10 protein-coding genes are annotated in these 13,214 nt (G+C 68.9%); 5 read left to right on the top strand and 5 right to left on the bottom strand.

Annotated features, from left to right (window positions below; translation table 11 throughout):
• Nucleotides 1-160: 160 nt before the first annotated feature.
• Complete coding sequence (locus IE209_RS08815) at nt 161-3,769, bottom strand: indolepyruvate ferredoxin oxidoreductase family protein (RefSeq protein ID WP_189686587.1); 3,609 nt, start codon at nt 3,767-3,769, stop codon at nt 161-163.
• A gap of 150 nt (nt 3,770-3,919) precedes the next feature.
• Between IE209_RS08815 and IE209_RS08810 the strand changes: the two genes are divergently transcribed.
• Together IE209_RS08810 and IE209_RS08805 are read left to right on the top strand one after the other, a co-directional pair.
• Nucleotides 3,920-4,399 (top strand): Lrp/AsnC family transcriptional regulator, encoded by a 480-nt coding sequence (locus tag IE209_RS08810; protein WP_189686586.1) that lies wholly within the window; start codon nt 3,920-3,922, stop codon nt 4,397-4,399.
• Between the two features lie 83 nt (nt 4,400-4,482).
• Nucleotides 4,483-4,938, top strand: a complete 456-nt coding sequence (locus IE209_RS08805; RefSeq protein WP_189686585.1) for a hypothetical protein — start codon at nt 4,483-4,485, stop codon at nt 4,936-4,938.
• 220 nt (nt 4,939-5,158) lie between these two features.
• Here IE209_RS08805 and mrdA read toward each other — a convergent pair whose 3' ends face one another.
• Genes mrdA through IE209_RS08785 form a run of 4 tightly spaced genes read right to left on the bottom strand, consistent with a single transcriptional unit; the run spans nt 5,159 to nt 9,746 of the window.
• The gene (gene mrdA, locus IE209_RS08800; protein WP_189686584.1) at nt 5,159-7,189 is read right to left on the bottom strand and encodes a penicillin-binding protein 2; all 2,031 of its coding nucleotides are present in this window, start codon (nt 7,187-7,189) and stop codon (nt 5,159-5,161) included.
• A 25-nt stretch (nt 7,190-7,214) separates the two neighbouring features.
• Entirely contained in the window at nt 7,215-7,745 is a 531-nt protein-coding gene (mreD, locus tag IE209_RS08795) for a rod shape-determining protein MreD (protein ID WP_189686583.1), read from the bottom strand.
• Entirely contained in the window at nt 7,742-8,686 is a 945-nt protein-coding gene (gene mreC, locus IE209_RS08790) for a rod shape-determining protein MreC (RefSeq protein ID WP_189686582.1), read from the bottom strand. The genes mreD and mreC overlap by 4 nt, the downstream gene beginning before the upstream one ends.
• A 16-nt stretch (nt 8,687-8,702) precedes the next feature.
• Nucleotides 8,703-9,746 (bottom strand): rod shape-determining protein, encoded by a 1,044-nt coding sequence (locus tag IE209_RS08785; RefSeq protein ID WP_056671509.1) that lies wholly within the window; start codon nt 9,744-9,746, stop codon nt 8,703-8,705.
• A 204-nt stretch (nt 9,747-9,950) separates the two neighbouring features.
• Between IE209_RS08785 and gatC the strand changes: the two genes are divergently transcribed.
• From gatC to gatB, 3 genes are read left to right on the top strand one after another with little or no spacing between them, the layout of a single operon-like run.
• Nucleotides 9,951-10,250, top strand: coding sequence for an Asp-tRNA(Asn)/Glu-tRNA(Gln) amidotransferase subunit GatC (gene gatC / locus IE209_RS08780; RefSeq protein ID WP_189686581.1), 300 nt, complete (start codon nt 9,951-9,953; stop codon nt 10,248-10,250).
• A gap of 3 nt (nt 10,251-10,253) precedes the next feature.
• Nucleotides 10,254-11,720, top strand: a complete 1,467-nt coding sequence (gatA, locus tag IE209_RS08775; protein ID WP_189686580.1) for an Asp-tRNA(Asn)/Glu-tRNA(Gln) amidotransferase subunit GatA — start codon at nt 10,254-10,256, stop codon at nt 11,718-11,720.
• Nucleotide 11,721: 1 nt separating this feature from the next.
• Nucleotides 11,722-13,212: an Asp-tRNA(Asn)/Glu-tRNA(Gln) amidotransferase subunit GatB gene (gene gatB / locus IE209_RS08770; RefSeq protein ID WP_189686579.1), complete on the top strand. Its 1,491-nt coding sequence runs from the start codon at nt 11,722-11,724 to the stop codon at nt 13,210-13,212.
• Nucleotides 13,213-13,214: the final 2 nt, after the last annotated feature.

The following is a 13,214-nucleotide window of genomic DNA, read 5'->3' as shown; positions in this document are numbered from 1 at the left end:
TCTCCAGACGAGGAATGCAAAGATCGAAAAGCGCGCGAATGCGCGCAACGCCGCGCGCAGCAAACGCACGGAGCAGGCGAAAAACACGGGATTGTATGCCGCGCGCCAGAGGGCGGGGCGACAGGCCCCAGCCGGCGTAAGGCCGGCGGGGCACAGGGTTTCAGGCGGCGCGCGCCTGGCCGGCCGGGTCGCGGAAAGCCGCCTGCAGCTGGGCCCACTTCTGGCGTGCCTGCGCCAGGTTGCGTTCCTTCACATGGCCATAGCCCTTGATCTGCTCGGGGATGCGCGCGATGTCCAGCGCGACGGCGTGGTTGGCGGCGTTCAGGCCGGCCAGCACCTCCTCGATGCTGGCGCGGTACTCCCGGATCAGCGCCCGCTCGGTGCGGCGCTCCTCGGTGCGGCCGAACACGTCCAGCGCCGTGCCGCGCAGGCCCTTGAGTTTGGCCAGCAGTTTGAAGCCGGTCAGCATGGACGGGCCGTACTTGCGCTTTTGCAGCTCGCCCTTGGCGTTCTTCTTCGCCGTCATGGGCGGCGCCAGGTGGTAATTGATCGTGTAGTCGCCCTCGAACATGCCGTGCACGCGGGCCAGGAAGGCCGGGTCGCTGTGCAGCCGCGCGACCTCGTACTCGTCCTTGTAGGCCATGAGCTTGAACAGGTAGCGCGCCACGGCCTCGCTGAGCGGCAGGTGTTTGGGCGCACCCATGGCCTGCTCGCGCGCGCGCACCTTCTCCACGAAGGCCTGGTACTCGGCGGCGTAGGCGGCGTTCTGGTAACCGGTCAGGAACTCCACGCGGCGCGCGACGAGCTGGTCCAGCGTCTCGCGCTTCTTGAAGTCGATGACCTGCACCTTGGCGCTGCCACCGGCCAGCAGTTGCTCCATCGCCGCCGGCTCGGCGGCCGCGCGGCGGCCCCAGGCGAAGGCGGCCTTGTTCTGCTCCACGGCCACGGCGTTGAGTTCGATCGCGCGCATCAGCGAATCGAAGGCCAGCGGAATCCAGCCCTTCTGCCAGGCATAGCCCAGCATCATGGGGTTCACGTAGATGGTGTCGCCCATGAGCCGGGTGGCGGCGGCGTCGGCGTCGAAGCGGCCCAGGCCGGCCTCGCCCACGATCTGCGCGAGTTCGGCCGCGCAGGCCTCGGCCGGGTTCTGCCACTCGGTGTTCTTGACGAAGGCGGCCGTGGGCGCGCCGTGCACGTTGAGCGCCACATGCGTGCGGCCCTCGCGCATGCGCATGGTGGATTCCTTGCCCGCCGTCACCAGCGGGTCGCAGCCGAGGATGAGGTCGGCCGCGGCCATGGACACGCGCGTGGTGCGGATGTCGTCCTGCTGCGGACCGATCAGCACATGGCTCCAGGTGGCGCCGCCCTTTTGCGCCAGGCCTGCCGCGTCCTGCGTGACGATGCCCTTGCCCTCCAGGTGGGCAGCCACGCCCAGCAGCTGGCCGATCGTGATGACGCCGGTGCCGCCGACACCGGCGACCACGATGCCCCAGGTGCCCGTCAGCGCCGGCAGCTGCGGCTCGGGCAGCGGGCCCAGATCGAACGGTGACGGTGCCTGCGCCTTGGACTTGCCCTTGAGCTTGCCGCCCTCCACGGTCACGAAGCTCGGGCAGAAGCCCTTGAGGCAGCTCATGTCCTTGTTGCAGCTGCTCTGGTTGATCTGGCGCTTGCGGCCGAACTCGGTCTCCAGCGGTTCCACCGACAGGCAGTTGGATTGCACGCTGCAGTCGCCGCAGCCCTCGCAGACGAGTTCGTTGATGACCACGCGCTTGGCCGGATCCACCGCGGTGCCGCGCTTGCGGCGGCGGCGCTTCTCGGTGGCGCAGGTCTGGTCGTAGATGATGGCCGTGGTGCCCGCAATGGCGCGGAACTCGCGCTGGATCTCGTCCAGCCGGTCGCGGTGGTGCACGGTGACCTGGTCGCCCGGGATCGCCACGCCCTGGTATTTCTCGGGCTCGTCGGTCACGACCACGACCTTCTTGGCGCCTTCCGCATGCAGGCTCTCGGCGATCTGCAGCACCGAATGGCCTTCCGGCCGCTCGCCCACCTGCTGGCCACCGGTCATGGCCACCGCGTCGTTGTAGAGGATCTTGTAGGTGATGTTGACGCCGGCCGCGATGGACTGGCGGATCGCCAGCAGGCCGCTGTGGAAGTAGGTGCCGTCGCCCAGGTTGGCGAAGATGTGCTGGTCGGTCGTGAACGGCTGCTGGCCGACCCAGGGCACGCCCTCGCCGCCCATCTGGGTGAATCCGATGGTCGAGCGGTCCATCCAGGTGGCCATGAAATGGCAGCCGATGCCGCCCATGGCGCGCGAACCCTCGGGCACCTTGGTGGAGGTGTTGTGCGGGCAGCCCGAGCAGAACCAGGGCAGCCGGTCGGCGCCCTGCACGCCGCCCAGCTCCAGCTTTTGCATGGAACGTTCCTTGGCCTCCAGGATGGCCAGCTGCGCGTCCACGCGCGCCACCATGTCGGCCCCGCCGGCCGCCAGCACGCCGGTCTTCTGCAGCCGCTGGGCCAGCGCCTTGGCGATCAGCGCGGGCGAGAGGTCGGCATTGGCGCGCAGCAAGGTGTTGGCCGTGGGGTTGGCCATGGACCATTCGCCGCCCGAGAAGTCGCCTTCGACCTCGTTGAACTTGCCGAGCACATTGGGTCGCACATCGGAGCGCCAGTTGTACAGCTCTTCCTTGAGCTGGTATTCGATGACCTGGCGCTTTTCCTCCACCACCAGGATCTCCTGCAGGCCGGTGGCGAAATCGCGCGTGAGCTGGGCTTCCAGTGGCCAGACCACGCCCACCTTGTGCAGCCGGATGCCGAGCTGGCGGCAGGTGGCGTCGTCCAGGCCCAGGTCGAGCAGGGCCTGGCGGGTGTCGTTGTAGGCCTTGCCGCTGGCGATCAGGCCGTAGCGGTCATTCGGGCCCTCGATCACGTTGTGGTTGAGCCGGTTGGCGCGGATGTAGGCCAGCGCGGCGTACCACTTGTAGTGGAACAGCCGGGCCTCCTGCTCGAGCGCATGGTCGGGCCAGCGGATGTGCACGCCGCCGGGCGGCATCTCGAAGTCGGTGGGAAGGCGGATCTGCACCCGGTCCGGGTCGATCATCGCCGTGGCGCTGGACTCGACGATCTCCTGGATGGTCTTCATGCCGGCCCACACGCCCGAGAAGCGGCTCATGGCGAAGGCGTGCAGCCCCAGGTCCAGGATCTCCTGCACGTTCGTCGGGAAGAACACCGGCAGGCCGCAGGCCTTGAAGATGTGGTCGCTCTGGTGCGCGGCGGTCGAGCTCTTGGAGACATGGTCGTCGCCGGCCACCGCGATCACACCGCCCCAGGGCGTGGTGCCGGCCATGTTGGCGTGCTTGAACACGTCCGAGCAGCGGTCCACGCCCGGTCCCTTGCCGTACCAGATGCCGAACACGCCGTCGAACTTGTTGGTGCCCGGCGGGGAGAAGCCCAGCTGCTGCGTGCCCCACAGCGCCGTGGCCGCCAGCTCCTCGTTCACGCCGGGCTGGAACACGATGTTCTGCGCCTTGAGGTACTTGCTGGCCTTCCAGAGCGCCTGGTCGTAGCCGCCCAGCGGCGACCCACGGTAGCCGCTGATGAAGCCGGCGGTGTTCTTGCCCACCTGCGCATCGCGCAGGCGCTGCAGCATGGGCAGCTTGACCAGGGCCTGCACGCCGCTCATGAAGGCGCGGCCGTGGTCCAGGCTGTACTTGTCGTCGAGCGTGACGGTCTCTAGCGCCTTGCGGATGTGCTCGGGCAGCGGTGCGTTCATCGTGGGGGTCTCCGGAAAGTGACGCCGGCGCGTCGTGGCGGCCGGCACTGGTTCTGCCGGACAGTGTAGGGAGATGGCGCAGATATGTCCTTGCTTTTGCTTCCTTGATTTCGGCCATTTCAGAAAGCTTCTTGCTGTAAATTGACCTTCATGGAAACACTCGACAAGTTCGACCGCGCGATCCTGCAAGAACTGCAGGCCGACGGCCGGCTCAGCAACGCCGAACTGGCCCAGCGCGTGGGCCTGTCGGCCGCGCCCTGCTGGCGCCGTGTGAAGGCGCTGGAAGACGCCGGCTTCATCAAGGGCTACCACGCCGAGATCGACCGGCGCCGCATCGGCCTGGGGGTGCTGGCCTTCGTGCGGCTGGACGCCGACCGCAACAACGGCAACGTCACACGCGAACTCGAAGACGCGATCCGCAAGCTGCCCGAGGTCGTGTCCTGCCACTACATCAGCGGCGCCGGCACCTTCGAACTGCAGGTGGTCTCGCGCGATCTGGACAGCTTCGCGCAGTTCGCGCGCGAAGTGTTGATCAACCTGCCCAACGTGAAGGACCTGCACACCAGCTTCTCGCTGGGCGAAGTCAAGGAGAGCAGCGCGCTGCCGCTCGGCCACCTGCAGCAGCGCTGAACCAGCGAAGCCTGCAAAAGCCAGGCCTTTGCCCGCTTGGCGGCGGGTTTGCGCCGTCCGCCGCCCCCCGAGAATCGGCGGCCATGGATTCGCCCCTGCTGCAACAAGAAAGCCCCTGGAACACCGAGCTGCTGCTGCCCCGCATCACGCAGGACGCCGGGCTCACGCAGATGCAGATCGCCGCGGGCGGCCTGTCGTTGCTGCTGAGCCGCCTGAGCCCCGAGTTCGCGCGCAGCAGGTTCCTGCCGACGCGCCGCGTCGTGCAGCGGCTCACGCGCGCGCTGGACTACCGCAACCCTGCCAAGGCCCACCTGGTGGCCGACGACCTGGCACAGGCCCTGCGCGAATGCGAACGCGCCCTCGATCCGGGCACGGCCATGGCGCTGAAGTCGCTGCTGGCCCTGGCCCAGCGCCGCGAGGCCGAAGCCGCGCAACACGAACGTGCCGACGACTACAGCCTCAGCGACTTCATGGCCGAGCAGCAGCTGAGCTTCGGCAGTGGCGCCGAAACCAGGCCGCATGCGCTGACGGCAAACTGACGCAGGGTAAATCCCGAGTCGCGCCCTGAACAAATTGTCCTAAAGTCCTTGATGTTGTCCGGCGGCCTTGTCGACTGGATACGAGAGGTCCGAGGAGACATTCCAACAAGTCAAGCACATCACTCAGGCATCCGTACGAGATGTTTCCAACTTCAAAACGCCGCATCTGCGGCGTTTTTTTTCGCCTGTACCGTCTGGAACAGGCGCCTGGAACAGGGCATCAGCGGGCAATGGCCGGCACCGGCGTCTGCGCCAGTTGCACCGGGCCGGGCGCAGCCGCATCGGCCATCGACGCGCCCACGCTCGGCGGCGCCGGCAGGTCGGGCACCTCGGCGATGGGCCGCGGCTTGCCCACCGGCGGGCCACCCTTGCCGGCACGAACATGGGCCAGGTCAGCCTCGCTGGGGTACAGGCCGGCCACCCAGAAATCGAATACACGGCGCGCGATGGGCGCGGCGGCTTCGGCCCCCCAGCCTGCGTTCTCGACGATGAGCGCCAGCGCGATCGTGGGCTTGTCGGCCGGCGCGAAGGCCATGTACAGCGCGTGGTCGCGCTGGTATTCGGCCAATGCGGCGGCGTTGTACTTGCTCTTCTGACCGATGGTCACGGCCTGGGCCGTGCCGGTCTTGCCGCCCGACAGGTAGGCAGCGCCGGAGAACACGCGCGTGGCCGTGCCCTCCTGGGTCACACCGACCAGCGCGCGCCGGATGATCGCCACGTTCTCGGGCTTGTAGTTGAGGTTCACGCCGGGCTCGCGCACCACCGGGCGGCGCTCGCCGGTCACGCTGTCCTCCACGGCCAGCGCCAGGTGCGGCCGGTGCTTGATGCCGTTGTTGGCCAGGATGGCCGTGGCCTGCGCCAGCTGCAGCATGGTGAAGGTGTTGTAGCCCTGGCCGATGCCCAGCGAGATGGTCTCGCCCGCATACCACTTCTGGTGCTCGGGCCGGCGGTAGGCCTTGCGCTTCCAGGCCTGGCTGGGCAGCACGCCGCGCACCTCGCCGTTGATGTCCAGGCCCGTGAGCTGGCCGAAGGTCAGCGGCACCATGAAATCGTGGATGGCGTCCACGCCCATGTCGTTGGCCAGGGAGTAGTAGTAGACGTTGCTCGACTTGACGATGCTGCGGTGCAAGTCCACCGCACCCAGGCCGCCGTCGCCGTGGCTGCGGTAGGTGTGGCCGCCGAAGGTCCAGGAGCCGCCATCGTTGGTGATGTCGCCGGGCCGGCGCTTGCCGGTCTCCAGCGCGGCCAGGCCCATGAAGGGCTTGTAGGTCGAGCCCGGCGGGTAGGTGCCGCGCAAGGCGCGGTTCAGCAACGGCCGGGCCAGCGACTCGCTGAGCGCGGTCCAGCTTTCCTGGTCGATGCCTTCGACGAACAGGTTGGGGTCGTAGGTCGGCTTGCTGACGAAGGCCAGCACCTCGCCGGTCTTGGGATCCAGCGCCACCAGCGCGCCACGGCGCTCGCCGTACAGGTCTTCGACGAGCTTTTGCAACCGCGCGTCGATGGACAGCACCACGGTGTTGCCCGGCGTTGCCTTGCTGCTGGCCAGGCGCCGCACGGCGCGGCCACCGGCCGAGGTCTCGATCTGCTCCACGCCCGTCTTGCCGTGCAGTTCGGCCTCGTAGCTCTGTTCGATGCCGAGTTTGCCGATGTACTCCGTGCCCTTGTAGTTGCCCTCGTCGTCGGTTTCCTCCAGACGCGTTTTCTCGGCGGCGTTGATGCGTCCGATGTAACCGATCACGTGGGCCCCGAGCTCGCCCTGCGGGTAGTGGCGGAACAGCCGTGCCTTGATGTCCATGCCCGGGAAGCGGTAGCGCTGGGCCGCGAAGCGCGCCACCTCCTCGTCGGACAGCCGCGTGCGGATCGGCAGCGACTCGAAGTTGCGCGATTCGTCCAGCAGCTTGCGAAAGCGCCGGCGGTCGCGCGGCGTGATCTCGATGACCTCGGACAACGCATCGATGGCCGGCTCCAGCGGGCCGACCTTGGACGGCGTGATCTCCAGCGTGTAGGCCGAGTAATTGCTGGCCAGCACCACGCCATTGCGGTCCAGGATGTGGCCGCGCGTGGGCGCCACCGGCACGATGGCCGTGCGGTTGCGCTCGGCCTGCGCGCGCAGGTCCTCATGGCGCCCGACCTGCAGCACCACCAGCCGCGCGAACAGGCCGGCGAAGGCCAGCAGCACGACCAGGCCGACCACGACCAGCCGGCGGCGGAAGCCGGCGAGCTCGCGTTCGACGTCCTTGAACTCGGTCATGCGGGTGGCGCGCGCGGGGCTGGCCTCAAAGCGGCCGATTGTCGTCCGGATCGGGCGCGCGCCGCTGCGGCAGCAGCAAGGCCACACTGACCACGGGCCACAGCGCCGCCTCGACCACCGGCGTCAGCAGCATCCACCAGCCCGGGAAGATGCCGCCGCCCAAGAGGCGCAGCACCCACTCGATGGCATGGGCGATCACGAACAGCGGCAGCACCTGCATGGCCTGCGATGGCACGCTGAACCACAGCAGCCGCCGGTGGATCGCGATGGCCAGGTAGCTCAGCACCGTGTAGGCCAGCGCGTGCTGGCCCAGCCACGCCGCCTGATGCACGTCCATGCACAGGCCGAACACGAAGGCCGTGCCCACGCCCACGCGCAGCGGCTGGTGCACGGTCCAGAACACCAGCACCACGGCCACGAGGTCGGGCACCCAGGCCGCGCGCCCCCACAGGCCCATGTTCTGGACCATGTTGAGCAGCAGCGCCACGACCAGGCTGCTCCAGATGAAGACGGGGCTGGCCGGCAGCAGCAGCTGCTGGCCCGGGCGCATGATCATTTCGTGGCCCCCTTGGCCGCGGCCGCCTTCGCCGCCGGCGCCGAGGCCTTGGCCGCCGGCGGCTCCACCGCCGCGGACTCCGCGGCCGGACGCAGCGGCTCCAGCACCATCACGTGGCGCACGCCCGTGAGCTGTGCGAACGGCCGGCAGTAGATGCGCGCGAAGGTGGAATCGGCCTGGCGCTCCACGGCCTCGACCACGGCCACGCGCAGGCCGCCCGGATAGACGCCATCGACACCGCTGGTGGTCAGGAGGTCGCCCACCTGCACGTCGGAGTTGCCGGCCATGAAGCGCAGCTCCAGCACGCCGCCCAGGTAGCCCGGGTTGCCGTAGGCCACGCTGCGCGCGCCGGTGCGCGCGTTGAGCACGGGGATGGCCTGGTCGCGGTCGATCAGCAGCGTGACCTCGCTGACCAGCGGCAGCACGCGCGTGACCTGGCCCAGCACACCGCCCGCATCGAGCACGGGCGCACCGGCCTGCACGCCATGCGTGAGGCCGCGGTCGATCACGACCTTGCGCACATAGGGATCGGCCGCGTCGTAGAGCACCTCGGCGGCCTGGCCCGGTGTGGTCAGCCGCTCGCGCAGGCCCAGCAGGCTGCGCAGCTGCGCGTTCTCCAGTTGCAGCAGGTCGGACTGGCCGGCACGCTGCGACTGTTCGGCCATGCGGCGCTCGGCCGCGTCGGCGCGGGCCTGCACCTCGGTCAGGCTGTCCAGATAGACGCTGCCACCCTGGACCAGGCGCACCGGTCCGAGCGCGGCCCATTGCACGGGATAGAGCACGGTGGCCACCGCCGCGCGCAGCGGCCGCATCAAGGCGAAGCGCGCATCGGCCACCATCAGGAACAGGGCCACCGCGCTGAACACCATGAGCTTGGTGAGCGCGGAAGGGCCCTGCTTGAAGAACGGTGGCGGGGTTCTGTCCAGCGTACCGAGTGGCATCGCCTACCCCTGGGACTTACTCGCTGGTGAAGATGGAACCCAGGCGGTCCATGCGCTCCAGCGCCAGACCGCAGCCGCGCACCACGCAGGTCAGCGGGTCCTCGGCCACCAGCACGGGCAGGCCGGTTTCCTCGGCCAGCAAACGGTCCAGGTCGCGCAGCAGCGCGCCGCCGCCGGTCAGCATCATGCCGCGCTCGGCGATGTCGGCGCCCAGTTCGGGCGGCGTCATCTCCAGCGCGTTCTTGACCGAGGCGACGATGTTGTTGAGCGGATCGGTCAGTGCTTCCAGGATCTCGTTGGACGAGATCGTGAAGCTGCGCGGCACGCCTTCGGACAGGTTGCGGCCCTTGACTTCCATCTCCTTGACCTCGGAGCCCGGGAAGGCCGAGCCGATGTTCTTCTTGATGGCCTCGGCCGTGGGCTCGCCGATCAGCATGCCGTAGTTGCGGCGGATGTAGTTGATGATGGCGTCGTCGAAGCGGTCGCCGCCCACGCGCACGCTGCCCTTGTAGACCATGCCGCCCAGCGAGATCACGCCGACCTCGGTGGTGCCGCCGCCGATGTCCACGACCATGGAGCCCGAGGCCTCGGCCACGGGCAGGCCGGCGCCGATCGCGGCGGCCATGGGCTCTTCGATCAGGTAGACCTGCGAGGCGCCCGCGCCGAGCGCGGATTCACGGATGGCTCGGCGCTCGACCTGGGTGGAACCACAGGGCACGCAGATGATGATGCGCGGGCTGGGCCGCAGCACGCCGCGCGGGTGCACCATCTTGATGAACTGCTTGAGCATCTGCTCGGTGACGGTGAAGTCGGCGATCACTCCGTCCTTCATCGGGCGGATCGCCTCGATGTTGCCGGGCACCTTGCCCAGCATGGCCTTGGCTTCCTTGCCGACGGCCTGGATGGTCTTCTTGCCCTGGGGACCACCCTCGTGGCGGATCGCGACGACCGAGGGCTCGTCCAGCACGATGCCCTTGTCGCGCACGTAGATCAGGGTGTTGGCCGTGCCAAGGTCGATCGCCAGGTCGGTCGAGAAATACCGACGGAAAGCACCAAACATTGAAAAATTCCTCTCGGGGGCACGGCATGCGCGTCGGCTTGCGGTCGCCCGGACATCAGGTCGAATCGGGTGGGGAAAGGCGCGTCAGGCAGCGTCGAACCGGCCCTCGCGCAAAGGCGGGATAATACCCGATCCCCCCGTGAAAACCCGCCGCAAAGCCTTGTGGCAGGCCGTTTCCGCGACCTTTCTGCTTGCATTTTTTCCATGGCACTGACCTCCGACGACATCTCACGCATCGCCAACCTGGCGCGGCTGGAACTGCACGACGCCGAGCGTGCGCGCATGCTCGGCCAGATCAACGGCTTCTTCGACATCGTGGAGCGCATGCAGGCGGTCGACACCACCGGCGTGGTGCCGCTGGCCCACCCGGCCGACGTGGTGTCCGACGTCGCCCTGCGCCTGCGCGAGGACGTGGTCAGCGAGCCCGATGCGCGCGAAGCCAACCAGCGCAGTGCCCCGGCCGTCGAGCGCGGCCTGTTCCTCGTGCCCAAGGTGATCGAGTAAGCCATGGCGTTCGACCTGACCCAGGCCTCCGTGGCCGCCATCGCCGCGCGCATCCGGTCGCGCGAACTCTCCGCCGTCGAAGCCGCCCAGCACTTCCTGGCCCGCATCGACGCGCACCGCGGCCTCAACGCCTTCGTCGCCACCGACCCCGAGGCCACGCTGGCCCAGGCGCGCGCGGCCGACGCGGCAATCGCCGCCGGCAACGCCGGCCCGCTGGCCGGCGTGCCCATCGCGCACAAGGACATCTTCGTCACGCGCGACTTCCCGACCACGGCGGGCTCGAAGATGCTCCAGGGCTACCGCTCGCCGTTCGACGCGACCACCGTGGCCCGCCTCGCCGCAGCCGGCGCCGTCACGCTGGGCAAGCTCAACTGCGACGAGTTCGCCATGGGCTCGTCCAACGAGAACTCGGCCTATGGCGCCGTGCAAAACCCCTGGGACGCCACGCGCATCCCGGGCGGCTCCTCGGGCGGCAGCGCCGCGGCCGTGGCCGCGCGCCTGGCCCCGGCCGTGACCGGCACCGACACGGGCGGCTCGATCCGCCAGCCCGCCGCCTTCTGCGGCGTCACGGGCATCAAGCCGACCTACGGCCGCGCCTCGCGCTACGGCATGGTGGCCTTCGCCTCCAGCCTGGACCAGGCCGGCCCGATGGCACGCAGCGCCGAAGACTGCGCGCTGCTGCTGTCGAGCATCTGCGGCCCCGACCTGGACCGCGACTCGACCTCGCTGGACCGTCCGGCCGAGGACTTCGGCCGCAGCTTGAACGACAGCCTGGACGGCCTGCGCATCGGCGTGCCCAAGGAGTTCTTCGGCGACGGCCTGGCCGCCGACGTGCGCGCGGCGCTCGACGCTGCGCTCAAGGAGTACGAGAAGCTCGGCGCGCGCCTGGTCGAGATCTCGCTGCCGCGCACCGAGCTGGCGATTCCGGTCTACTACATCATCGCGCCGGCCGAGGCCAGCTCGAACCTCTCGCGCTTCGACGGCGTCAAGTTCGGCCACCGCGCCGCCCAGTACGGCGACCTGCTGGACATGTACAAGAAGACGCGCGCCGAAGGCTTCGGCGACGAGGTCAAGCGCCGCATCATGGTCGGCACCTATGTGCTGAGCCACGGCTACTACGACGCCTACTACCTCAAGGCGCAGCAGATCCGCCGCATGATCGCCGACGACTTCCAGCAGGCCTTTGCGTCCTGCGACGTGATCGCCGGCCCGGTGGCGCCCACCGTGGCCTGGAAGCTCGGCGACAAGTCCGACGACCCCGTGGCCAACTACCTGGCCGACATCTACACCCTGCCCGGCTCGCTGGCCGGCCTGCCGGGCATGAGCCTGCCAGCCGGCTTCGGCGACAGTGGCATGCCCGTGGGCCTGCAGTTGCTGGGCAACTACTTCGGCGAGGCGAAGCTGCTCAACGCGGCCCACCGCTTCCAGCAGGCGACCGACTTCCACCTCCGCACGCCGGAGGGCTTCTGACATGAGCGAAACCAACCCCTTCGCGGCCGCGCAGGCCGGCCGTCCCACGGGCCCGCTGGTGCAGGGCTACGAGGTCATCATCGGCTTCGAGACCCACGCCCAGCTGTCCACCGCCAGCAAGATCTTCAGCCGCGCGTCCACCGCCTTCGGTGCCGCGCCCAACACCCAGGCCTGTGCCGTCGACCTGGCCCTGCCCGGCACGCTGCCGGTCATGAACAAGGGCGCGGTCGAGCGGGCCATCCGGCTCGGCCTGGCCCTGGGCTCGACGATCGCGCCGCGCAGCATCTTCGCGCGCAAGAACTACTTCTACCCCGACCTGCCCAAGGGCTACCAGATCAGCCAGTACGAGATCCCGGTGGTGCAGGGCGGCACGGTGAGCTTCTACCTTGGCGAAGAACTGAAGACCGTGCGCCTGGTGCGCGCCCACCTGGAGGAAGACGCGGGCAAGTCGCTGCACGAGGACTTCGTCGGCCAGAGCGGCATCGACCTGAACCGCGCCGGCACGCCGCTGCTGGAGATCGTGACCGAGCCCGACATCCGCTCGGCGGCCGAGGCCGTGGCCTATGCCAAGGAGCTCCACAAGATCGTGACCTGGATCGGCATCTGCGACGGCAACATGCAGGAGGGCAGTTTCCGCTGCGATGCCAACGTCTCGGTGCGCAAACCCGGCCAGCCGCTGGGCACGCGGCGCGAAATCAAGAACCTGAACAGCTTCAAGTTCATGCAGCAGGCCATCGACTTCGAGATCCGCTGGCAGATCGAGCAGATCGAGGACGGCCACGCGATCCAGCAGGCCACCGTGCTGTTCGACCCCGACACCGGCGAGACGCGCGCCATGCGCACCAAGGAAGACGCGGCCGACTACCGCTACTTCCCCGACCCGGACCTGCCGCCGCTGGTCATCGCGCCCGAATGGGTGGACCAGGTGCGCGGCGAGATGCCCGAGCTGCCGCGCGCCATGGCGCAGCGCTTCGTCGCCGACTACGGCCTGCCGGCCTACGACGCCACGCAGCTGACCGCGAGCAAGTCCACCGCCGCCTACTTCGAGCAGGCCGCGAAGGCCAGCGGCCAGGCCAAGCTGGCCAGCAACTGGGTCATGGGCGAGATCTCGCGCCGGCTCAACGCGGGCGAACTGGCGATCGACCAGGCACCGGTCTCGGCCGCGCAGCTGGCCGCACTGCTGGGCCGCATCGCCGACAACACCATTTCCAACAACGCGGCACGCCAGGTGTTCGACGCGTTGTGGACGGGCGACGGCCAGGACGTGGACGCCGTCATCGAGGCCAAGGGCCTCAAGCAGATGAACGACGACGGTGCGCTCGAGGCCATCCTCGACGCGGTCATCGCCGCCAACCCCGACAACGTGGCGCAGTTCAAGGCCGGCAAGGACAAGGCCTTCAACGCGCTGGTTGGCCAGGCCATGAAGGCCAGCAAGGGCAAGGCCAACCCGGCCCAGGTCAACGCGCTGCTGCGCAAGAAGCTCGGGGGCTGACG

The organism is Pseudorhodoferax aquiterrae (assembly GCF_014652235.1).
GTDB lineage: Bacteria > Pseudomonadota > Gammaproteobacteria > Burkholderiales > Burkholderiaceae_C > Pseudorhodoferax > Pseudorhodoferax aquiterrae.
Note: the sequence above shows the minus strand (reverse complement) of the source record. Positions and strands in the feature narration are given on the sequence as shown.